This window comes from Streptomyces sp. NPDC038213 (assembly GCF_055600495.1).
This window is the reverse complement of the sequence record NZ_JBVJYM010000001.1, coordinates 15975-38022: the sequence shown is the minus strand read 5'-3', so window position 1 is coordinate 38022 and position 22048 is coordinate 15975. Positions and strand designations below refer to the sequence as shown.

Below are 22048 nucleotides of genomic sequence, written 5' to 3'. Positions count from 1 at the left end.
GGCGGCTCACAAGCCGCCCCCCGTCGTTCCCACGAGGAGGAACCATGGGCCGCTACGTCGCCAGACGGCTGCTCCAGATGCTCCCGGTCATCATCGGGACCACCTTTCTGGTCTTCGCTCTCGTCACCGCCATGGGCGGTGACCCGGTACAGAACCTGTACGGAGAGCGTCCGGTACCGGAGAGTGTCAGAACTGCGCTGACCGCGCAGTACCACTTGGACGAATCGCTGCCCGTCCGGTACGGCTACTACCTGCTCGGCCTGGTGCAGGGCGACTTCGGGCTCAGCCTCAGCGGCTCTCGTCCCATCAGCGAAATGATCGCCGACGCCTGGCCCGAGACCCTGAAGATCGCGGGCATCGCCTTCGTCTTCGAGATGGTCATCGGCGTGGCCGCCGGCGTGATGGCAGGCATGAAGCGCGGCAAGTTCCTGGACAACGTGGTGCTGCTCTCCACGCTGACCGTCATCGCCGTGCCGATCTTCGTGCTCGGCCAGGCCGCCCAGATCTTCCTGGGCGTCAAGGCCGGCGTCTTCCCGGTCTCCGGGACCAACGAGGGCTTCATGAGCTACATGCTGCCGGGCCTCGTGCTCGGATCGGTGTCGCTCGCGTACATCGCCCGTCTCGCCCGCGCTTCGGTCGCGGAGAACCTGCGCATGGACTACGTGCGCACGGCCAAGGCCAAGGGCCTCTCGCCCGCGCGCATCACCGGCGTGCACGTGCTGCGCAACTCGCTCATCCCCGTGGTCACCTACCTCGGAGCCGACCTCGGCTCCCTCATGGGCGGTGCGATCGTCACCGAGCGGATCTTCAACATCCCCGGTGTCGGCTACAACCTCTTCAAGGCCATCCAGATCGAGGACGGTCCGGCGCTCGTCGGCTTCGTCACCCTGCTGGTCATCGTGTACGTGGTGATGGCGCTCGTCGTGGACCTCCTGTACGCCGTGCTCGACCCGAGGATTCGCTATGCCTGACGCAACCAACACCTCCGTCCTCGAACCGGGGCAGCCCGCGCCCGTCGTGGACAAGGCAGCCGACGCCTCGGCGTCGAAGCCGCGCAGCCTCCTCCAGGACGCGCTCCGGGACCTGGTGCGCCAGCCGCTGTTCCTGATCGCCTCCGGCATCATCGCCCTGCTGCTCGCCATGGCCGCGTTCCCGACGCTCTTCACGAGCGCCGACCCGCAGCTGTGCGAACTCTCCCGCTCGCTGCAGGGACCCAGTGCCGACGCCTGGTTCGGATACGACGCCCGCGGCTGCGACGTGTACGCGCGCACCATCCACGGCACCCGCACCTCGATCACCGTCGGTGTGCTCGCCACCCTCGGGTCGGCGGCCATCGCCCTGATCCTCGGCCTGGTCTCCGGCTTCTACGGCGGCTGGATCGACTCGGTCATATCCCGTGGCACGGACATCGTCATGGGTATTCCGTTCCTCGTCGGCGCCATCGTCATCCTCAACAGCTTCCGTGACGGCGACGGCGTGCGCACCGGCGGCATCTGGGGCGTGCTCACCGCGCTGACCCTGCTCGGCTGGATGAGCATGGCGCGCATCATGCGCTCCACGGTCATCCAGGCCAAGGAGTCGGACTACGTGACGGCCGCCCGCTCGCTGGGCGCCTCCACCACGCGCATGATGTTCCGCCACGTGCTGCCCAACGCCATGACCCCGCTGATCGTCCTCGTGACCATGTCGCTCGGTGTGATCATCTCCGTCGAGGCCACGCTGAGCTTCCTCGGCGTCGGCATCCAGGAGCCGACCATGTCCTGGGGCGTCATGATCAACCAGTCGCTGGGCCGGATCCGCGAGGCGCTGCACCCGCTGCTCTTCCCGGCGGGATTCGTCAGCGTCACCGTCCTCGCGTTCATCATGCTCGGCGACGCGGTCCGCGACGCCCTCGACCCCAAGCTGCGCTGAGGGAGGCGTACGTGACCATCATCGAAGAGACCGCGGGCGTCCCCGCCCCCCGCAGCGGCGAGACCGGTCCGCTGCTCGAAGTCCGTGACCTGCACGTCGAGTTCCACACCCGCGAGGGCGTGGCCAAGGCGGTCAACGGAGTCAACTACAGCGTCAGCGCCGGCGAGACCCTCGCCGTCCTCGGCGAGTCTGGCTCCGGCAAGTCCGTGACCGCCCAGGCGATCATGGGCATCCTCGACATGCCGCCCGGCAAGATCCCCCAGGGGCAGATCCTGTTCCGGGGCCAGGACATGCTGGCCATGTCCGAGCCGGAGCGCCGGAAGATCCGCGGCCGCCACATCGCGATGATCTTCCAGGACGCGCTGTCCTCGCTGAACCCCGTCCTGACCGTCGGCTACCAGCTCGGCGAGATGTTCCGGGTCCACCAGGGCATGTCGAAGAAGGACTCCCTGGCCAAGGCCGTGGAGCTGATGGACCGGGTGAAGATCCCGGCCGCCAAGGCCCGCATCGGCGACTACCCGCACCAGTTCTCGGGCGGTATGCGCCAGCGCATCATGATCGCCATGGCCCTGGCCCTCGAGCCGGACCTGATCATCGCCGACGAGCCCACCACGGCCCTCGACGTGACCGTCCAGGCCCAGGTCATGGACCTGCTCGCGGAGCTCCAGCGCGAGATGAACATGGGTCTGATCCTGATCACCCACGACCTCGGCGTCGTCGCCGACGTCGCGGACAAGATCGCTGTCATGTACGCCGGCCGGATCGTCGAGACCGCCCCGGTCCACGAGATCTACAAGCGCCCGTCGCACCCGTACACCAAGGGTCTGCTGGACTCCATCCCGCGGCTCGACCGCAAGGGCGAGGAGCTCTTCGCGATCAAGGGCCTGCCGCCCAACCTCCTGCGTATCCCGAGCGGTTGCGCCTTCAACCCGCGCTGCACCGCCGCGCAGGACATCTGCCGCACCGAGGTGCCCCCGCTCCACGCGGTCACCGAGCTGGACGGGCGCGAGCTGCCCGGCCGCAACAGCGCGTGCCACTTCTGGAAGGAGACGATCCATGGCTGACCTGAACAAGGGCGAGCCGATCCTCCAGGTGCGCAACCTGGTCAAGCACTTCCCGCTGACCCAGGGCATCCTGTTCAAGAAGCAGGTCGGCGCGGTCAAGGCCGTCGACGGCATCTCCTTCGACCTGTACCAGGGCGAGACCCTGGGCATCGTGGGCGAGTCCGGCTGCGGCAAGTCCACCGTCGCCAAGCTCCTGATGAACCTGGAGCGGGCCACCGCGGGCGAGATCTTCTACAAGGGCCAGGACATCACCAAGCTGTCCGGGCGCGCGCTGAAGGCCGTACGCCGGAACATCCAGATGGTGTTCCAGGACCCGTACACCTCGCTCAACCCCCGTATGACGGTGGGCGACATCATCGGCGAGACCTTCGAGATCCACCCCGAGGTGGCCCCGAAGGGCGACCGGCGCCGCAAGGTGCAGGACCTCCTCGACGTGGTGGGCCTGAACCCGGAGTACATCAACCGCTACCCGCACCAGTTCTCCGGCGGTCAGCGCCAGCGCATCGGCATCGCCCGCGGCCTCGCGCTCAACCCCGAGATCATCATCTGCGACGAGCCGGTCTCCGCCCTGGACGTGTCCGTCCAGGCGCAGGTCATCAACCTGATGGAGAAGCTCCAGGACGAGTTCAACCTGTCCTACATCTTCATCGCGCACGACCTGTCGATCGTCCGGCACATCTCGGACCGCGTGGGCGTCATGTACCTCGGCAAGATGGCCGAGATCGGTACGGACGCGCAGATCTACGACCACCCGACGCACCCCTACACCCAGGCGCTGCTGTCGGCCGTCCCGGTCCCCGACCCGGAGGCCCGCGAGGGCCGCGACCGGATCATCCTCACCGGCGACGTCCCCTCGCCGGCCAACCCGCCGTCGGGCTGCCGCTTCCGCACCCGCTGCTGGAAGGCCGAGGAGAAGTGCTCGACCGAGGTCCCGCTGCTCGCGGTGCCGACCCGGTTCCAGGGCTCGGCCTCGCCGGCCGCGCACGAGTCCGCGTGCCACTTCGCCGAGGAGCGGGCCGTCCTGTCGGCCTGATCCCCGGATGAGCGCGAGGGCGCCCGGACCGCAGCCGCGGTCCGGGCGCCCTCGCGCTTTCGCCCCCCGCCTGCGGCGCGGCCGGAAAAATCGCATTGCCCCGGCCCCCGCCGGGATAAGAGAGTGGGCGGATGCTGACCGTACGCCCCGCCGGGCCCGCCGACGCCCCCGAGATCTGCGCCCTGCGCAATGCAGTGGACATGATCGAGATCGGCCGCCCCGACACCGACCTGCACGAGGTCGAGTCCGACCTGCTGCACCCCGAGCAGGACCTCGCCAACGACTCCTGGCTGGCCTTCCAGGACGGCAAGCTGGTCTCGTACGCCATCCTGTGGTGCGACGGGGACCCGGAGCGCATCGACTCCGACCACTACGTGCTCCCCGAGCACCAGGACGCGGGGGAGCACCTGCTCGCCCTGCTGGAGGCCCGCTCCCTGGAGCGCTCCCGCGCCGGCGGCGCCGAGCGCTCCGTGCTCCACCTCAACCTGGCCTCCGAGCCCACCACCGAGCCGGCGCGGCTCACCGCCCGCGGCTGGCGCCGGGTCCGCCGCCACCAGGTCATGACCCGGGCCCTGTCCCCGGCCGCCGACCCGCTGCCGGAGCCCCCCGCCGGGCTCACCCTGCGCGACTGCACCGCCGAGGAGGACCGGCGGCTGGCGCACGCCCTGCTGCAGGAGGCCTTCGCCGACCACTTCGACCACAGCCCGCGCACCTACGAGCAGTGGCTCGCGGACCTGGACGGGGGCCGGCTCGACTGGTCCCTGGTGTGGATCGCCTCCCTGGAGGGGCACGGCGACGTCGGCGCGCTGCTCAGCCGCGACGACCGGGCCTCCATGGCCTGGGTGCGCAACATCGGCGTGCGCAAGGGGCTGCGCGGCAAGGGCATCGGCAGCCACCTCCTCAAGCACGCCTTCGGGGTGTACGCCGCCCGCGGCCGGGAGACCCTGGGCCTGGGCGTGGACACGCTGAACGCCTCCGGGGCCCTCGGGCTGTACGAGGCGCACGGGATGCGGCTGCACTACGGGGTGGACACCTGGGAGGTCACCCTGACCTGAGCGCGGCGCGGACGGCCCCGCCGAGGACGGCCGTCACCCGGGTGATACCTCCTCCCGCACGGGCGCGCATAAAGTGCGATACCACCCGTTCTGGGGTGACATTGGCTCCTAAGTACGACCAAGCAGGACTTGGGAGCCATGAGGAGGCACTCCATGCGCGGAGCCACCCACGCCAAGTGGGCCGCATGTGCAGTCGCCGTCGCCCTGGGGGCGACGGCCTGCGGCGGCGGGGACGACAGCGGCGGAGGTGACGGCGCCGGCATCGTGAGCTCTTCGTGGGGCGACCCCCAGAACCCGCTGGAGCCGGCGAACACCAACGAGGTCCAGGGCGGCAAGGTCCTCGACATGCTCTTCCGGGGCCTCAAGAGGTACGACCCGAAGACGGGCGAGGCCCTCGACATGGTCGCCGAGAAGATCGAGACCACGGACCAGCAGAACTTCACCGTCACCCTGAAGGACGGCTGGAAGTTCAGCAACGGCGAGGCGGTGACCGCGCAGTCCTTCGTCGACGCCTGGAACTACGGCGCCGACGTGCGCAACAAGCAGAACAACTCGCCCTTCTTCTCGGACATCGTCGGCTACGAGGACGTGCACCCGGAGACCGGCGAACCCAAGTCCAAGACGATGAAGGGCCTGGTGGTCAAGGACCCCAAGACCTTCACGGTCGCCCTCAAGGAGAAGTTCTCCACCTGGCCGGAGACCCTCGGCTACCAGGCCTACTCCCCGCTCCCCAAGGCCTTCTTCACCGACCACGCCGCCTGGCTGGACAAGCCCATCGGCAACGGCCCCTACACGGTGGAGTCGTACACCAAGGGCACCGGCATGAAGCTGCGCAAGTGGGACGGCTACACCGGCGCCGACAAGGCCCAGAACGGCGGCGTCGACCTCAAGGTCTACACCGACAACAACACGGCGTACACCGACCTGATCGCGGGCAACCTCGACCTCGTCGACGACGTGCCCTCCCAGCAGCTGAAGAACGTCAAGAACGACCTCGGCGACCGGTACATCAACCAGCCCGCCCTGATCATCCAGACGGTGGTCTTCCCGCTGTACGACCCCGCCTGGAACAAGGCCGGCATGGAGAAGGTCCGCCGCGGCATCTCCATGGCGGTCAACCGCGAGGAGATCACCAAGCAGATCTTCCAGAACACCCGCACCCCCGCCAAGGACTGGACCTCGCCGGCCCTCGGCGACAAGGGCGGCTACAAGGACACCGTCTGCGGCGAGGCCTGCACGTACAACCCCGCCGAGGCCAAGAAGCTCATCCAGGAGGGCGGCGGCCTGCCCGGCGGCAAGATGACCCTGACCTCCAACGTGGACACCGGCTCGCACCGCGAGTGGATGGACGCCGTCTGCAACAGCATCAACAACGCCCTCGGCGCCGGACCCGTCTGCACGGTCAACCCCGTCGGCACCTTCGCGGACTTCCGCAACCAGGTCAGCAACAACAAGATGACCGGCCCCTTCCGCTCCGGCTGGCAGGCCGACTACCCGCTGATCCAGAACTTCCTGGAGCCCCTCTACTACACGGGCGCCTCCTCCAACTACGGGAAGTTCAGCAACAAGCAGTTCGACAGCCTGATCGACCAGGCCAACCAGGAGAGCGACCCGGCCGCGGCCATCGCCAAGTTCCAGCAGGCCGAGGCGATCCTCGCCGAGCAGATGCCGGCCATCCCCCTCTGGTACCAGAACGGCAGCGCCGGCTACGCCGAGCGGCTCTCCGACGTGGCCCTGAACCAGTTCAGCGTCCCCGTGTACGACCAGATCAAGGTCGGCTGACCCGCCCCGACCCCCGTCCGGAGCCGGGACCCGCCGCAGCGCCCCCCGGGGCGGCGGCGGCCCGGCCCCGCGCACCCCGGCAGCTCCGCCCCCCTTCGACACGGAGGCCTCGTGGGACGCTACGTGATCCGGCGGCTGCTCCAGATGATCCCGGTGTTCATCGGCAGCACGTTCCTCATCTTCTTCATGGTGTACGCGCTCGGCGACCCCGTCGCGGCCCTCTTCGGCGACAAGGCCCCCGACCCGGCCACCGCCGCGCGCATCCGCAAGGACCTCTACCTCGACCAGCCCCTGTGGAAGCAGTACCTGCACTACATGGGCCAGATCTTCCAGGGCGACTTCGGCACCGCCTTCAACGGCCAGAAGGTCACCGAGCTGATGGCCTCGGCCTTCCCCGTCACCCTGCGCCTGACGATGGTCGCGATCTTCTTCGAGATCGTCATCGGCATCACCTTCGGGGTCGTCAGCGGACTGCGCCGCGGCCGCGCCGTCGACACCACCCTGCTCGTGCTCACCCTCATCGTGATCTCCGTGCCGACCTTCGTCACCGGCTACCTGCTCCAGTACCTCCTCGGCGTCAAATGGGGCTGGGTGCGGCCCACCGTCTCCTCCGACGCCCCCCTCAACGAGCTGATCCTGCCCGGCATCGTGCTGGCCCTGGTCTCCCTCGCCTACGTCACCCGGCTCACCCGCACCTCGATCGCCGAGAACGTGAAGGCCGACTACGTCCGCACCGCCACCGCCAAGGGCCTGCCCCGCCGCCGCGTGGTCACCCGCCACCTGCTGCGCAACTCCCTGATCCCCGTGGTCACCTTCATCGGCACCGACATCGGCGCCCTCATGGGCGGGGCCATCGTCACCGAGCGGATCTTCAACATCCACGGCGTGGGCTACCAGCTCTACCAGGGCATCCTGCGCAACAACGCCCCCACCGTGGTCGGCTTCGTCACCATCCTGGTGATCGTCTTCCTGCTCGCGAACCTGCTCGTCGACCTGCTCTACGCGGTCCTGGACCCGAGGATCCGTTATGCCTGAGCCGTACGACCCGCTGCAGCCCGGCAAGCACGAGGCCATCGCCCCCACCGGACAGGGCGGAGTCATGGACCTGGCGCTGGAGGAGGCCGAGAGCCTGGAGAAGTCCCTCGAACCCGGCGGCGGCCCCGCCGGCAAGACGGAGAAGCCCCGCTCCCTGTGGTCCGACGCCTGGCACCAGCTGCGCCGCAACCCCGTCTTCATCATCTCCTCGCTGCTGATCCTCTTCCTCGTGGTCATCTCGATCTGGCCCCAGCTGATCGCCGGCGGCGACCCCCTCCAGTGCGACCTGTCCAAGTCCCAGCAGGGCTCCGAGCCCGGCCACCCCTTCGGGTACGACACCCAGGGCTGCGACGTGTACACCCGCACCGTCTACGGGGCCCGCGCCTCGATCACCGTCGGCGTCTGCGCCACCCTCGGCGCGGCCCTGCTCGGCTCGCTGCTCGGCGGGCTCGCCGGGTTCTTCGGCGGCTGGTGGGACTCGCTGCTCTCCCGGATCGCCGACATCTTCTTCGGCATCCCCGTGGTCCTCGGCGGCCTGGTCTTCCTGTCCGTGGTCACCAGCAGCACCGTCTGGCCCGTGGTCGGCTTCATCGTGCTGCTCGGCTGGCCGCAGATCGCCCGCATCGCCCGCGGCTCCGTCATCACCGCCAAACAGAACGACTACGTGCAGGCCGCCCGCGCCCTCGGCGCCGGCAGCGGGCGGATGCTGCTGCGGCACGTCGCGCCCAACGCCGTCGCGCCCGTGATCGTCGTCGCCACCATCGCCCTGGGCACGTACATCGCCCTGGAGGCCACCCTGTCCTTCCTCGGCGTGGGCCTGCGCCCGCCCACCGTCTCCTGGGGCATCGACATCTCCAACGCCGCGCCGCAGATCCGCAACGCGCCCCACATGCTCCTCTACCCGGCCGGGGCGCTCAGCCTGACCGTGCTGGCGTTCATCATGCTCGGCGACGCGGTGCGCGACGCCCTCGACCCCAAGCTGCGCTGAGGAGTTGGGCACCATGCTGCTCGAAGTCCGCGACCTGCACGTGGAATTCAAGACGAGGGACGGGGTCGCCAAGGCGGTCAACGGGGTCAACTACTCGGTCGGCGAGGGCGAGACCCTGGCCGTGCTCGGCGAGTCCGGCTCCGGCAAGTCGGTGACCGCCCAGGCCGTGATGGGCATCCTCGACATGCCCCCCGGCCGGATCCCGCAGGGCGAGATCCTCTTCAAGGGCAGGGACCTGCTGAAGATGAAGGAGGACGAGCGCCGCAAGGTCCGCGGGGCCGAGATGGCCATGATCTTCCAGGACGCCCTGTCCTCCCTCAACCCGGTCCTGACCGTGGGCGCGCAACTGGGCGAGATGTTCGAGGTCCACCGCGGGATGTCCCGCAAGGACGCCCGGGCCAAGGCCGTGGAGCTGATGGACCGGGTGAAGATCCCCGCGGCCAAGCAGCGGGTCGGCGACTACCCGCACCAGTTCTCCGGCGGAATGCGCCAGCGCATCATGATCGCCATGGCGCTGGCCCTCGAACCCTCCCTGATCATCGCGGACGAACCCACCACCGCCCTCGACGTGACCGTCCAGGCCCAGGTCATGGACCTGCTGGCCGAGCTCCAGCGCGAGCTGAACATGGGGCTGATCCTGATCACCCACGACCTCGGCGTGGTCGCCGACGTGGCCGACAAGATCGCCGTGATGTACGCGGGCCGGATCGTCGAGGCCGCCCCCGTCCACGAGATCTACAGGGCCCCCGCCCACCCCTACACCCGCGGCCTCCTCGACTCCATCCCGCGCCTGGACCAGAAGGGCCAGGAGCTGTACGCGATCAAGGGCCTGCCCCCCAACCTGCTGGCCATCCCGCCCGGCTGCGCCTTCAACCCGCGCTGCCCGATGGCCCGGCCGGTCTGCCGCACGGACGTCCCGCCGCTGGCCGAGGTGACGGAATCCCCCGTGCCGCGCAGCAGCGCCTGCTTCTTCTGGAAGGAGTGCCTCCATGCCTGAGGCCATTCTCGAAGTGAAGGACCTGGTCAAGCACTTCCCGCTGACCCAGGGCATCCTCTTCAAGAAGCAGGTCGGCGCGGTCAAGGCGGTGGACGGGGTCTCCTTCGAGCTCAGGGCCGGCGAGACCCTCGGCATCGTCGGGGAGTCGGGCTGCGGCAAGTCCACGGTCGCCAAGATGCTGGTCAACCTGGAGAAGCCGACGGCCGGTTCGATCTCCTACAAGGGCGAGGACATCACCCGGATGTCCGGACGGGCCCTGAAGGCCGTACGCCGCAACATCCAGATGGTCTTCCAGGACCCGTACACCTCGCTCAATCCGCGCATGACCGTCGGCGACATCATCGGGGAGCCGTACGAGATCCACCCCGAGGTGGCCCCCAAGGGCGACCGGCGCCGCAAGGTGCAGGACCTCCTCGACGTGGTCGGCCTCAACCCCGAGTACATCAACCGCTACCCGCACCAGTTCTCCGGCGGCCAGCGCCAGCGCATCGGCATCGCCCGCGGGCTGGCCCTCCAGCCGGAGATCATCGTGGCGGACGAGCCGGTATCCGCGCTCGACGTCTCGGTGCAGGCGCAGGTGGTCAACCTGCTGGAGCGGCTCCAGGCCGAGTTCAGCCTGTCGTACGTGTTCATCGCGCACGACCTGTCGATCGTCCGGCACATCTCCGACCGGGTCGGCGTGATGTACCTCGGCAAGGTGGTGGAGATCGGCACCGACACGGAGATCTACGACCACCCCACCCACCCGTACACCCAGGCCCTGCTGTCCGCCGTGCCCGTCCCCGACCCCGGGGCCCGCGCCCACCGCGAGCGGATCATCCTCACCGGGGACGTCCCCTCGCCGGCCAACCCGCCCTCGGGCTGCCGCTTCCGCACCCGCTGCTGGAAGGCCGAGGAGCGCTGCGCGCAGGAGGTGCCGCTGCTCGCGGTCCCCGAGGTGTTCCGGCGCACCGGCGGGCCCGCGGCCCACCCCTCGGCCTGCCACTTCGCCGCCGAGAAGCAGGTGGTCCCGCAGGGGGGCGAGCTCACGCCCCCGCCCGCGCCCCTGCCCGGCACCGCGGCCGGCGGCCCCGGGTACGGGGAGCCGGCGGACGGCGGGACTCCGGGCGGGGGCGCCGCGCAGGAGGGGGGCCCGGGTCCGGATCCGGCCTGAGCCGGACCCGCCGGGATCCGGAAGGGACGGAGCTACGCGCCCCCGCCCGCGCAGGAACCCTGCGCCCGGGGGCTCGCGACCGCCGCGCGCCAGGCCGCCTCGGCCGCGTCCGAGCGCTTGCCGCTGGCCGGCTCGGCGGCCGTCATCCGGTAGTCGCCCGGGCCCTCGGCCGCCGCCGAGAAGGCGACGACGTAGCGGCTGCCGGGCTTGAGCAGGTGCTCGTACGGGCCGATGCCGGTGGTGTACGAGCCGCCGTCCCCGTTCTCCGCGACGAACTGGGCCAGCTCGATCCTGGGCGGGAGCGAGCCCTTCAGCGTCCGGTCCACCTTCAGGGTGGAGGCCAGCCAGCCCGCGTTGTCGGTCTGCGGGGCCCGCTCGTAGCCGCCCCGCCGCTCCACGCTGACCAGCGCCACGTACTCGGCGGAGTGGGTCAGGTACTCGCGCTTCGAGGTGTCCCCGGCGCAGGCGGGCGCGGACTGCGCACCCCCGCGGGCCTCCCCGCCGCCGTCGCCGTCCCCGTACGCCGTGTACGCGAACGCCGCCGCAGCGCCCAACAGCACCACACCGGCCAGCGCCGGCACCACTATCCTCATCCGCCTCATCCGTCCCGGGGTCGCTCCTCAGCGCATTGCATCACACGGACGGGCGATGCGGAGCGCGCGGGACCGCGCCCCCGCGGCCGGATTCCCCGCCTGCCGGAGGCCCGCCCGTACGGTCCGGCCCGGACCCTTCGCGACTGCACTTCCGCACGGGGCGCAAGGGCTCCGGGGGCGGGGGCCGCCCGGCCCCGCACGGCACCCCCGCCGCCCGCCGCGCCGCGGCCGCGGACGGCCCCTGCCGGGCCGTGGAGCGCCTGCGGCCCCGGGCCGGGCCGGGTGTCCGCCGGCCGCCCGGGGCGCCCGTGCCGCCAACTCGGTTAACACGCAGGCAACTTCGCCGTCGCAACACCGATATGTGCACGCGCGAGGCTGGGGGCGTACGGCCGTGCGGGTGCCGTGGGCCGGCCGGGAGGTGCAGACCTCCCGGCCGGCCGCTCCGCCTCCGGGCGGGGGCGCCTCGTCAGAGGCCGTGCGCCCTGTCCCGCGAGCGCCATGCGCCCCCCCGGTGCACCAGTGCGACCGAAGGATGCGTCCGCACGGATAGTTATGATCCGTAGCGCACGGCACATGCGGGTATGACTCCGCCACGTGCTCGAGTCCGTCCGGGGCAAGCGAACTGATGTGGAGGTGAACCGCCGTGGCACTCTCGATTTCGGCGGTGGTGCTGCTGGCGATCATCGTCTTCCTGCTGGTCCGCAAATCAGGACTGAAGCCGGGACACGCGGTTGTCTGTGTACTGCTCGGCTTCTACCTCTCCAGCTCCTCGCTGGCTCCGACGCTCAAGGAGCTGACGACCAACGTGGCGGGCATGATCGGCGGCATCGACCTCTAGACCGTCTCCCGGGCCGTCCCCCGGGCCGTCTCCTGCGGATCCCGGCGGGTCCGCGGCGCGGGCGCGGGGGCGCGGACGCGGCCTCGTAGGCTGTGCCCATGAACGGTCTTCCCGCCCGTCGTCTGCTCCTGGTGCACGCGCACCCGGACGACGAGTCGATCAACAACGGCGTCACCATGGCCAAGTACGCGGCCGAGGGCGCCCACGTCGCGCTGGTGACCTGCACGCTGGGCGAGGAGGGCGAGGTCATCCCGCCCGGCCTCGCCCACCTGGCGGCCGACCGCGAGGACACCCTGGGCGCCCACCGGATCGGCGAGCTCGCCGCCGCCATGGCCGAACTGGGCGTCACCGACCACGGCTTCCTCGGCGGGCCCGGCCGCTTCCGCGACTCGGGGATGATGGGCGCCCCGCAGAACCACCGCGAGGGCGCCTTCTGGTCCGCCGGCGTGGACACGGCCGCGGCGCACCTCGTGCCGGTGATCCGCCGGGTCCGGCCGCAGGTGCTGGTCACGTACGACCCCGACGGCGGGTACGGGCACCCGGACCACATCCAGGCCCACCGCGTCGCCATGCGCGCAGCCGACCTCGCCGCCGAGCCCGCGTACCGGCTCGACCTCGGGGAGCCGCACGCCGTCGCCAAGGTGTACTGGAACCGCGTGCCGCGCTCGGTGGCCGAGGAGGGCTTCGCCCGGCTGCGCGCCCTCGCGGACCAGCCCTTCCCGGGGACCGCCGAGGTGGCCGACGTACCCGGCGTGGTCCCGGACGGGCAGATCACCGCCGAGATCGGCGAGGAACCGGACGACGGGGCGGGCGGGGCCTACGGGCGGGCCAAGGCGGCCGCCATGCGGGCGCACGCCACGCAGGTCGCCGTGGACGGCCCCTTCTTCGCCCTCTCCAACGGCCTCGGGCAGCCGCTCTTCGCCCGCGAGTACTACGAGCTGGTCCGCGGGCGCTCCGGCGCCCCGGCGGGCGAGCGCGAGCGGGACCTCTTCGCCGGGACCGGGGCATGAGCGCCGGACCCGGCGGGACGGCCCCCCGCCCCCTGACGCCCGCCCGGATCGGGCTCTTCCTCCTGCTCGCCGTCACCGGCGCCCTCACCGGGATCGCCGGCGGCCTCGTCCTCGGCGCCTGGCAGCCCTTCGGCCTGCTCCTGGCCCTGGCGGGCAGCGCCGGCTGCTTCCTCGGCGGCCGGATCGCGATGGGCGGGCCCGTCGGGGTCGGTGCCACCGCCCTGGGCTGGCTCGGCGTCCTCGTGGTCTTCGTCTCCCCGCGGCCCGAGGGCGACAACCTGTACGCCCCCACGACCGGGACGTACGTGTACATGCTGGTCGGAATCGTCGCGGCTGTGATGTGTGCCACCCTGCAGGGTCGTCCGGCCCGACCGGTTTCGGCCGCCCGAAGCGGAAGATGACGTACCCTTCGGGCCACCGCCGGGTCTCCGCCAGGGGGTTGTGAAGCCCTCCCGCCGCGCCTCCCCAGGGCGTGCACGGGAACCCCGCTTCCCCCGGCGGTCAGTTGTGCCCCGGCGGCGGCCAGTATGGTGGACGGGCCGCCGAGCTGCCCGAGCAAGGTGAAACGGGCGGCGGAGCCAACCGGGAGAACCAGCCTTGAGTCGTGAAACTGACAGTTCGTCCTCCGGGCCCCAGGGGCGCGGTGGATCCGCCTTCCCCTCGGGCGCGCCGACGTACGGATCACGCCGGAACCCGTCCGCGGACAAGGCGGTGGACGCTCCGGAGGAGCAAGCGATGACGAAGCCTTCACCTTCCCCGGGGTCGGAAGAGCGCAAGACGGAAACCACGCTGACGACCCGCGTCCGGATCAACATCCCGGGTTCGCGGCCGATCCCGCCGGTCGTCGTGCGCAAGCCCGTGTCCGGGTCGGAGGACCAGGAACCGCAGGGCCCGGGCGAGGCGTCGAATCCCGCGGAGCCGTCCGCGGCTCCGGCGCCGGCCGACGGGCCGAAGGGGGACCAGCAGAGCGACTGGTTCGCTCCGCGCAAGGGGGGCGCGCCCGCGCCCGCACCTGCCGCACGGCCCGCCCTCGGGCCGGGCGTCGGCGGTGCCGGTACGGGCCCGGCCCCCGCCAGCATCGGGGGGACAGACATGAACACCGGAACCGGGCCGCAGAGCGGCCCCGGCGCGGGCCCGCGGCCCGCAGCAGCCCTTCCGCCGCGTGCGGGCCTGCCGACCCGCCAGCCCGGGGCCCCGGCCCCCGGCGGCGGCCCGGCCCCGGCCGGCTTCGGCGGCCGCCCCGCCGCGCCCATGGGCGCCGGCGGACCGCAGGCCGGCCCCGGCCCCGCCGCCCGCACGGCGGGCAACGGCTTCGGCCCCGGCGGCCCGGGCGCGCAAGGTGCCCCCGGTCAGGGGTATCCCGGCCCGCAGGGCCCCGGAGCGCCGGGCCCCGGCCCGCGTGCCGCCGCGTACCCGCCGCCCGCGCCCGGCGCCCCCGGCGGCATGCCGTACGCCCCGCAGGGCCCCGGCCCCGCCGGGCCCACCACCGGCCCCGCGCTCGGCACCATGCCCGTCGCGGCCCCCCGGCACGACGACGACACCACGGCGATCCGCCAGTGGCCCGGCCCCGAGATGCCCGGCGGCCCCGGCCCGGCCGGCCCCGGCATGCCGGTGGTGCAGCAGGTACCCGACTTCGGCGGCGCACTGCCCCCCGAGGGCGGCGAGCCCGCGGCGCCCCCGCAGCGCCCCGCGCCCGAGCCCAAGAAGGGCGGGGTCCGCAAGGGCTCGAAGCTGGTGCTCGTCGGCACCGGCGTCGCCGCCCTCCTCGGCGTCGCCTACGGCGCCGGCCTGCTGCTGAACCACTCCGACGTGCCCAAGGGCACCACCGTGCTCGGCGTGGACATCGGCGGCACCCGCGAGGAGGCCCTCAGCACCCTCGACCAGGCCTTCGGCAAGCGCGCCGCAACCCCGCTGCGGCTCAGCCTGGCGGGCAAGCAGGTCGAGCTGCGCCCCGAGCAGGCCGGTCTGACGCTCGACACCCAGGCGACCGTCCGCGGCGCCCAGGGCAGCGACTACAACCCCATGTCGGTCATCGGCTCGCTCTTCGGCGACTCGCGGACCGCCGAGGCGAAGATCCCCGTGGACGAGGAGAAGCTGCGCGCCGCGCTGCAGGGCCTCGCGGGGGGAGTGGGCACCGTCGTCGAGGGCACGATCAAGTTCGAGCCGAACAAGGTCACCGCCGTCCCCGGCAAGGCCGGCCAGGGCATGGACGTCGACCTCGCCGTCGAGGCGGTCAAGGCGGCGTACAAGCTCCAGATCGAGACCGGTGCGACCAAGCCCGTCGAGCTGCCCGTCACCAACCGCGAGCCGGTCATCGACCAGGCCGAACTGGACCGGGCCATGGCCGAGTTCGCGGAGCCCGCGATGTCCGGCAAGGTCACCATCAAGGCCGGCGCCGGGTCCATCCCCTTCGGGCCGGCCATCTCCCTGCCGAAGATCCTCGGGATGAAGGCCGTCGACGGCAAGCTGGTCGAGACCTACGACCTCAAGGCCCTCGAAGAGCTCTACGGGGACACCTTCAAGGGCGTGCTGATCATGCGCGGCACCGGGGACAGGACCCCGGTCACCCCGCAGGACGTCGCGGGCGCGCTGGGCAAGGCCCTGCGCGGCAAGACCGAGGCCGAGCGGACCGTCGAGATCGACACCGACCCGAGCTGACCCCCGCCGGGCGCCCCCGCGGCGCCCCGCCGGGCCCTGTACGGCCGACGAGCCCCCGTCCCGACCGCGGACGGGGGCTCGTGTCGCTTCCGTGCCCCGTACGGCGACCGTGCGGGCCTCAGTTCAGCATCGCGCGCGCCGCGGCGGCCTCGTGCCGGATCGAGGCGGCCTCGTCCGCGTCCACCAGCGCCATGATCTCCGCGTACGCCTCCAGCTCCGCAGCGCCGAGCAGGAACTCCCCGCGCCGCACCAGCAGCCGGGCCCGCTCGCAGCGCAGCCGCGCCGGGTGCGAGGGCAGCAGCAGCGACAGCTCCAGGGCCCACAGCTGCACCGCCGAGTGCTCCGGGCGGGAGGCGGCCCAGGCCCGGATGTTGTTCAGGATCCGCAGCACGATCGCCGGGACCGTCGCCGGACGCATCAGCGAGGGGTCCGGCGGCGCCCCCGTGGCACTGACCACCAGCAGTTCGGCGTCCGCCCCCGTCAGCGGCCGGCCGCCGCCGAAGGGGTCGGCCAGCACCGGATCGGCCGGATCCCCGAAGCCCACCACGAAGCGGCCCGGCAGCGCCACCCCGTACACCGGGGCCCCGGCCCGCCGCGCCACCTCCATCCACACCACGGACAGCAGGATCGGCAGCCCGCGCCGCCGCCTGAGCACCTGGTGCAGCAGCGAGGACTCCAGCCGCTCGTAGTCCGCGGGCCTGCCGTGGAAGCCGCAGCGCCCGCCGAGCAGTTCGGCCACCGCGGCGGCCCAGCCCCCGGGCCCGCCCGGCGCGTACGGGAGCATCCCCGCCAGCCGGTCCAGCTCGATCTGCGCCTCGTCCATGCCCCGCTCGTCCAGCCCGGGGTCGCCCTCGGCCGCCAGCAGCAGGCACATCAGCGCCAGGTCCGGCCGCTCCGACCGGGCCTCCTCGGCGAACCTCTCCCGGAAGCTCACCGCTCGCCCCCACCGCCCGGAGCCCGGAAGTGGTGGTAGGCGTGGTGGGTCGTGAAGCCCATGCCGTCGTACAGCGCACGGGCCGGCGCGTTCTCCGCCTCCACCTGGAGCCAGGCGGCCGAGGCCCCCTCCTCCAGCGCCTTGCGGGCCAGCGCCGTCATCACGGCCTGCGCCAGCCCCTGCCGACGGTGCTCCGGGGCCACCTCCACGGCCGCGAAACCCGCCCAGCGGCCGTCCACGACCAGCCGCCCGATCGCGGCCGCCGCACCCGCCCCGCCGGGGCCGTCAGCGCCGTCGGCCCGGTCGGCTCCCGGGGGCGCATCGATGCGGGCGAACCACACCGACGGCCCCGACGACAGCACCTGCACCACCGCGGGCCGCACCTCGCCGGTGCGCTGGTAGCGCCCCAGCCAGGCCGCGTCGCAGGCGCGCGAGAGTCCGACCCGTGAGACGTCCGCCCCGCCGTCCGCGATCGGCGCGAGCGCGGCGATCCGGACCTCGGCCGAGACCTCGCGGACCCAGCCGTGCGCCTCCAGCTCCGCGCAGAGCAGCTCCTGCGCCCCCTCGGCCCCGGTGCCCGCCTGCACGTACGCCGGAAGGTCCCGCGCCGCGTACCAGGCCTTCACCCGCGCGAGTGCTTCCTCCAGCGGCACCCCCGGGTCGCCCAGCGGCAGCGCCGAGTTGGCCCGCCGGGTGAATCCGTCGGCCGCGCGCAGCGACCACCCGCCCAGGGTCCCGCCCTCGACCGGCTGCCACGCGCGTGCAGAGATCCTCGTGAGCTCCTCGAACCCGGCCGCGGGACCCCGCCGCCGGGCCGGCGCGGCCGGTACGACCTTGCCCGCCACCAGCAGGGATTCCGGGATGCGGACGGATTCCCCGTTCTTTCTTGTGATCAGCAGCACACCGGCGTCCCATGATGTGAGAACCCCTACGGCGTCGGTGAATCCGGAGGCTTCTCCACTAGTGCTGTTCAAGCGTCGTACGGACACGCGTTTGCCCACGTCATCCCGGGTGATGCGGACTTCCAGACGTCCCCCTGCGGTGATTTCCACGGCTCTCTGCGCCCCTCCTGTTCGGATCGTGCCCGGGAACGGAGATACTAGGGGCGGGCATCGACGACGCCGCGCTCCCGCGCGATATGGAAAGCCCTACCGAGGAGGAACGAGAGCGTGACCTACGTCATCGCGCAGCCTTGTGTCGACGTCAAGGACAAGGCCTGCATCGAGGAGTGCCCCGTCGACTGCATCTACGAGGGCCAGCGGTCCTTGTACATCCACCCCGACGAGTGTGTGGACTGCGGCGCCTGTGAGCCGGTCTGCCCGGTCGAGGCCATCTTCTACGAGGACGACACCCCGGAGGAGTGGAAGGACTACTACAAGGCGAACGTCGAGTTCTTCGACGAGCTCGGTTCGCCCGGTGGTGCCTCCAAGCTCGGCCTGATCGAGCGGGACCACCCCTTCATCGCCGCGCTTCCGGCGGACATCAACCCGGAGCACTGAGGCTTCCACCCCGGTCCTGTACGACTGTCCCGTCGTACAGGACCGCGGTGTTTTCCAGGCGCTTCAGCCCTGAGGCAGCCCCTGAAGCAGCCTGTGAGGCAGTACCCGAGGCAGCACCTGGGCCGGCCTCCGAACCCCGTGCACCAGAGAAAGTGAGCACCGCGCCGTGGCCGCAGTATCGTCCCGACTCCCCGTCTTCCCCTGGGACAAGCTGGAGCCGTACAAGGCGACGGCCGCCGCCCACGCGGACGGCATCGTCGACCTCTCGGTCGGCACCCCCGTCGACCCGGTGCCCGGGCTCGTCCGCCAGGCCCTCGCCGCGGCCTCCGACTCCCCGGGCTACCCCACGGTGTGGGGCACCCCCGCCCTGCGCGACGCCATCGCCGGCTGGGCGGAGCGCCGGCTCGGCGCGGTCTCCGTCGCCCACGCCAACGTCCTGCCGGTGGTCGGCTCCAAGGAGCTCGTCGCCTGGCTGCCCACCCAGCTCGGCCTGGGCCCCGGCGACAAGGTCGCCTACCCGCGCCTCGCCTACCCGACGTACGAGGTCGGCGCCCGGCTGTGCGGGGCCGAGCCGGTGGTCTACGACGACCCGACCGAGCTCGACCCGGCCGGCCTGAAGCTGCTGTGGCTCAACTCCCCGTCCAACCCCACCGGCGAGGTCCTCCCGCTCGCGGAGCTGCGCCGGATCGTGGCCTGGGCCCGCGAGCACGGCGTCCCCGTCTTCAGTGACGAGTGCTACCTGGAGCTGGGCTGGGAGGCCGACCCGGTCTCCGTCCTCCACCCGGAGGTCTGCGGGGGCACGTACGAGGGCGTCGTGGCCGTCTACTCCCTCTCCAAGCGCTCCAACCTGGCCGGGTACCGGGCCGCGTTCGTCCTCGGCGACGCCGCGGTCCTCGGCGAGCTGCTCCAGATCCGCAAGCACGGCGGCATGATGACCTCCGCGCCCGTGCAGGCCGCCACCGTCGCCGCCCTCGGCGACGAGGTCCACGTCCACGAGCAGCGGGCGCGCTACGCCGCCCGCCGCGCCGCCCTGCGCACGGCCCTGGAGGCCCACGGCTTCCGCATCGAGCACAGCGAGGCCAGCCTGTACCTGTGGGCCACCCGCGACGAGCCCTGCTGGGAGACGGTCGCCTACCTGGCCGGCCTCGGCATCCTGGTCGCGCCGGGCGACTTCTACGGCGAGGCGGGCGCCACCTTCGTCCGCGTCGCCTTCACGGCGACGGACGAGCGCATCGAGGCGGCGGTCAAGCGGCTGGCCGCCTGACGGCGGACCGGGCCGGCCTCCCCGGAGGGGCCGCTCACGCAGACGGGGCCCGGGAGCGCACGCGCACTCCCGGGCCCCGCCCGCAGGTCCGGCCGGCCCGGCGGCCCCGACGGCTCCAGCCGCCGCGGCCGCCCTGGCCGCCGCCCGAGCGCCTCTGACCTCTGAGCCTGCTGGTCAGCCGAGGGGGAGCTGCCCGGCGCCCGGGAGCGGGGTGCCGACCGGCAGCTGTGCGGGCAGCTGGGTGGCCTCGGGGAGGCCGCCCGGGGCGGCGGGCAGGGACCCGGTCACACCGTCCGTCAGATCGCCGGTGGGCAGGCCCGCCCCCGCGGCGGACTGCGCGGTGTCCGCGACCAGGCCGCCCGCGCTGTCGGTGAGCCCGTCCGCGGCGTCCGAGGCGGCCGGGGCGCCCTTCGCCACGGCGCTGCCGCCGGCCTTCCCGACGGCGGGCACACCCGCCTCGACGGCGCCGGCGCCCATCCTGCCGGCGGTGGTGGTGGTCTGCTGGGCAGCGGTGTCGACCGCCTGGCCCATGCCGGCGCTGTCCACGGCGGTCAGCGAACCCAGCTGGGGTGCGGACGCGAGGTCCGCAGCGCTCGCCGAGCCGGCCGCACCGACCACGGGAGCTGCACCCGCTGCGAGCAGCAGCGCGGCGCGGGCGATCCGGCGGGTCAGGGGGAGAGACATGGTGCTCCTAAGCGTGTTGCGGGCTGAGTACGCCGTGACAACCGGTGCCGGGGCGGATCAGGTTGCGGCCCGCGGAGCGGAATCTCGTGGACGGGTCGCATTATCGGTTTCGCCGACGAGCGCATGAAATGCGCGCCGACCAGGCCCTTAACGCCGAACAGCCCCCCTCCACCGCCCCCGCCCCACCACCACCCCGAGCGACCCCCCGCACACCTGTCCACCCCTGCCGGCCTTCGGCCCCCACCCGCCCCTGGCGGACCCCCGCCCGCACCCACCCGCACGCGACCACCCACCCGGGCAACATCCAGCCCCGCCGGCGCTTGAGGCGCGGGGCCCGGGGCGGAGCCCCGAAACCCACTCACCCACCCGCACCCGCCCCACCCACCCCCGGCCAACTCCAGCCCCGCCAGGGGGTCCCCCCGGACGAAGTCTGGGGGAGTTCGAGGCGCGGGGGTGTGGGGGCGGAGCCCCCGCTTCGGGAAGGGGCGGGGTGGGGAACAGGCCCCGCGCAGCGGGACGGGGGCGGGGACGGTCAGAGCCCGGCGGCGGCGGTCAGGAGGACGCGGTCGCGCGGGGAGGCCGTCTCCGCGTCGCGCCACGCGCCACGATGCTTACCCGCCTCCCAGACCCGCCCCCCGTACACGACCCGCGACACGTCCAGCCGCGCCGCATGCGCCACCGCCCAGTGCGCCCGCTCCCACCCCTGCCGCTCATCGGCCACCGCGACCTCGACCTCCCGTCCGGAGGTCCGGATCCCGCCACCGGCAGCGGCCTTCCCGGCCACCCGCGGCGCGCCCGGCTTGCCGGGGACGGAGGTCCCGGCCCCGAAGACCCGTACCAGCTCCCGCTGGATCCGCGCCGGATCCCCGGCGGTCACGGGGACCGGCCCCGTGCAGGTCAGCGCGCCCGCAGCCCGCCCGGTCAGCGCCGCAGCCAGCAGCACCGCATCCGGCTCGTGCTTCGCGTACGCCTGCGGGAACCCGCTCAGCTGCACCTTCTGCGCCGCCACGGTCAGCGGCAGCCGCGAGTACCCCCGTACCTTCGCCAGCCGGTCGTAGAAGATCCCCGCCGAGTACACCGGGTCCATGATCTGCTCCGGCGTCCCCCAGCCCTGCGAGGGCCGCTGCTGGAAGAGGCCCAGGGAGTCCCGGTCGCCGTGGTCGAGGTTGCGCAGCGCGGACTCCTGCATGGCCGTGGCCAGCCCGATCGTCACCGCCCGCTCCGGCAGCCCCTTGCCCGTACCGACCGCCGCTATCGTCGCGGCGTTCGCGGCCTGGTCCGGCGACATCCCGTACGAGGTGCCCTCGCCGCTGCCGCCGCCCGCGGCCCGCACCGTGCAGTGCGGCGCCCCGGCCCCGCCGTTGGACTCCTGCTGCACCGCGAAGTACCCGCCCAGCGCGAGCAGCACGGCCACCGCGCCCAGCGTGCGCAGCGGCCGGCGGCGCCGGGTGCGCCGCGCGGGCCGGCCGGAGGCGGGTGGGGTGGCGGGCACGGGAGGGTCCTCCGGGTCTGGCGTGCCGGCGGCACGTTGGCTGGGATCGGACACGCGG

Annotated in this window: 21 protein-coding genes; 16 read left to right on the top strand and 5 right to left on the bottom strand. The window is 72.6% G+C overall.

What is annotated here, in order from left to right:
* Positions 1 to 44: 44 nt before the first annotated feature.
* From ACZ7JZ_RS00190 to ACZ7JZ_RS00145, 10 genes are all read left to right on the top strand, one after another.
* Positions 45 to 971 (top strand): ABC transporter permease, encoded by a 927-nt coding sequence (locus tag ACZ7JZ_RS00190; protein WP_470931527.1) that lies wholly within the window; start codon positions 45 to 47, stop codon positions 969 to 971.
* Positions 964 to 1911 carry an ABC transporter permease gene (locus tag ACZ7JZ_RS00185; RefSeq protein WP_470931525.1) on the top strand — a complete coding sequence of 316 codons (948 nt, stop codon included), beginning with the start codon at positions 964 to 966 and terminating at the stop codon, positions 1909 to 1911. Before ACZ7JZ_RS00190 ends, ACZ7JZ_RS00185 begins: the two co-directional genes overlap by 8 nt.
* An 11-nt stretch (positions 1912 to 1922) precedes the next feature.
* Positions 1923 to 2975 (top strand): ABC transporter ATP-binding protein, encoded by a 1053-nt coding sequence (locus tag ACZ7JZ_RS00180; RefSeq protein WP_470931523.1) that lies wholly within the window; start codon positions 1923 to 1925, stop codon positions 2973 to 2975.
* Positions 2968 to 4008, top strand: coding sequence for an ABC transporter ATP-binding protein (locus ACZ7JZ_RS00175; RefSeq protein ID WP_470931521.1), 1041 nt, complete (start codon positions 2968 to 2970; stop codon positions 4006 to 4008). The genes ACZ7JZ_RS00180 and ACZ7JZ_RS00175 overlap by 8 nt, the downstream gene beginning before the upstream one ends.
* A 131-nt stretch (positions 4009 to 4139) precedes the next feature.
* The gene (locus ACZ7JZ_RS00170; protein WP_470931519.1) at positions 4140 to 5063 is read left to right on the top strand and encodes a GNAT family N-acetyltransferase; all 924 of its coding nucleotides are present in this window, start codon (positions 4140 to 4142) and stop codon (positions 5061 to 5063) included.
* 153 nt (positions 5064 to 5216) lie between these two features.
* Positions 5217 to 6845, top strand: coding sequence for a peptide ABC transporter substrate-binding protein (locus tag ACZ7JZ_RS00165; protein ID WP_470931517.1), 1629 nt, complete (start codon positions 5217 to 5219; stop codon positions 6843 to 6845).
* 111 nt (positions 6846 to 6956) lie between these two features.
* A complete protein-coding gene (locus ACZ7JZ_RS00160; protein ID WP_470931515.1) occupies positions 6957 to 7880 on the top strand; it encodes an ABC transporter permease in 924 nt (307 codons plus the stop codon).
* Positions 7873 to 8868, top strand: a complete 996-nt coding sequence (locus tag ACZ7JZ_RS00155; protein WP_470931513.1) for an ABC transporter permease — start codon at positions 7873 to 7875, stop codon at positions 8866 to 8868. Before ACZ7JZ_RS00160 ends, ACZ7JZ_RS00155 begins: the two co-directional genes overlap by 8 nt.
* Before the next feature lie 13 nt (positions 8869 to 8881).
* A complete protein-coding gene (locus ACZ7JZ_RS00150) occupies positions 8882 to 9865 on the top strand; it encodes an ABC transporter ATP-binding protein (protein ID WP_470931511.1) in 984 nt (327 codons plus the stop codon).
* Positions 9858 to 11018, top strand: coding sequence for an ABC transporter ATP-binding protein (locus tag ACZ7JZ_RS00145; RefSeq protein ID WP_470931509.1), 1161 nt, complete (start codon positions 9858 to 9860; stop codon positions 11016 to 11018). Before ACZ7JZ_RS00150 ends, ACZ7JZ_RS00145 begins: the two co-directional genes overlap by 8 nt.
* Before the next feature lie 32 nt (positions 11019 to 11050).
* Here the strand turns inward: ACZ7JZ_RS00145 and ACZ7JZ_RS00140 are convergent, their stop codons facing one another.
* Positions 11051 to 11611 (bottom strand): hypothetical protein, encoded by a 561-nt coding sequence (locus ACZ7JZ_RS00140; protein ID WP_470931507.1) that lies wholly within the window; start codon positions 11609 to 11611, stop codon positions 11051 to 11053.
* Positions 11612 to 12254: 643 nt separating this feature from the next.
* On the opposite strand from ACZ7JZ_RS00140, the gene ACZ7JZ_RS00135 reads away from it, so the two are divergent.
* From ACZ7JZ_RS00135 to ACZ7JZ_RS00120, 4 genes are all read left to right on the top strand, one after another.
* On the top strand, positions 12255 to 12449 hold the full coding sequence (locus ACZ7JZ_RS00135) for a hypothetical protein (RefSeq protein WP_470931505.1): 195 nt from the start codon (positions 12255 to 12257) through the stop codon (positions 12447 to 12449).
* 98 nt (positions 12450 to 12547) lie between these two features.
* The gene (mshB, locus tag ACZ7JZ_RS00130; RefSeq protein WP_470931503.1) at positions 12548 to 13459 is read left to right on the top strand and encodes an N-acetyl-1-D-myo-inositol-2-amino-2-deoxy-alpha-D-glucopyranoside deacetylase; all 912 of its coding nucleotides are present in this window, start codon (positions 12548 to 12550) and stop codon (positions 13457 to 13459) included.
* Positions 13456 to 13860 carry a DUF6113 family protein gene (locus tag ACZ7JZ_RS00125; protein ID WP_470931501.1) on the top strand — a complete coding sequence of 135 codons (405 nt, stop codon included), beginning with the start codon at positions 13456 to 13458 and terminating at the stop codon, positions 13858 to 13860. The genes mshB and ACZ7JZ_RS00125 overlap by 4 nt, the downstream gene beginning before the upstream one ends.
* A gap of 196 nt (positions 13861 to 14056) precedes the next feature.
* Positions 14057 to 16117, top strand: a complete 2061-nt coding sequence (locus tag ACZ7JZ_RS00120) for a peptidoglycan binding domain-containing protein (protein ID WP_470931499.1) — start codon at positions 14057 to 14059, stop codon at positions 16115 to 16117.
* A 118-nt stretch (positions 16118 to 16235) separates the two neighbouring features.
* Here ACZ7JZ_RS00120 and ACZ7JZ_RS00115 read toward each other — a convergent pair whose 3' ends face one another.
* Both ACZ7JZ_RS00115 and ACZ7JZ_RS00110 read right to left on the bottom strand, forming a co-directional pair.
* Positions 16236 to 16991, bottom strand: coding sequence for a transglutaminase family protein (locus ACZ7JZ_RS00115; RefSeq protein ID WP_470932395.1), 756 nt, complete (start codon positions 16989 to 16991; stop codon positions 16236 to 16238).
* A 56-nt stretch (positions 16992 to 17047) separates the two neighbouring features.
* A complete protein-coding gene (locus ACZ7JZ_RS00110) occupies positions 17048 to 18103 on the bottom strand; it encodes a GNAT family N-acetyltransferase (RefSeq protein WP_470931497.1) in 1056 nt (351 codons plus the stop codon).
* 117 nt (positions 18104 to 18220) lie between these two features.
* Here ACZ7JZ_RS00110 and fdxA point away from each other — a divergent pair, with 117 nt between their 5' ends.
* Both fdxA and dapC read left to right on the top strand, forming a co-directional pair.
* Positions 18221 to 18550 carry a ferredoxin gene (gene fdxA, locus ACZ7JZ_RS00105; RefSeq protein WP_226735074.1) on the top strand — a complete coding sequence of 110 codons (330 nt, stop codon included), beginning with the start codon at positions 18221 to 18223 and terminating at the stop codon, positions 18548 to 18550.
* A gap of 166 nt (positions 18551 to 18716) precedes the next feature.
* Positions 18717 to 19814 carry a succinyldiaminopimelate transaminase gene (dapC, locus tag ACZ7JZ_RS00100; RefSeq protein ID WP_470931495.1) on the top strand — a complete coding sequence of 366 codons (1098 nt, stop codon included), beginning with the start codon at positions 18717 to 18719 and terminating at the stop codon, positions 19812 to 19814.
* A gap of 174 nt (positions 19815 to 19988) precedes the next feature.
* Here the strand turns inward: dapC and ACZ7JZ_RS00095 are convergent, their stop codons facing one another.
* Both ACZ7JZ_RS00095 and ACZ7JZ_RS00090 read right to left on the bottom strand, forming a co-directional pair.
* Positions 19989 to 20498 carry an ATP-binding protein gene (locus ACZ7JZ_RS00095; protein ID WP_470931493.1) on the bottom strand — a complete coding sequence of 170 codons (510 nt, stop codon included), beginning with the start codon at positions 20496 to 20498 and terminating at the stop codon, positions 19989 to 19991.
* A 532-nt stretch (positions 20499 to 21030) separates the two neighbouring features.
* Positions 21031 to 21990: a VldE C-terminal domain-containing protein gene (locus tag ACZ7JZ_RS00090; RefSeq protein WP_470931491.1), complete on the bottom strand. Its 960-nt coding sequence runs from the start codon at positions 21988 to 21990 to the stop codon at positions 21031 to 21033.
* Positions 21991 to 22048: the final 58 nt, after the last annotated feature.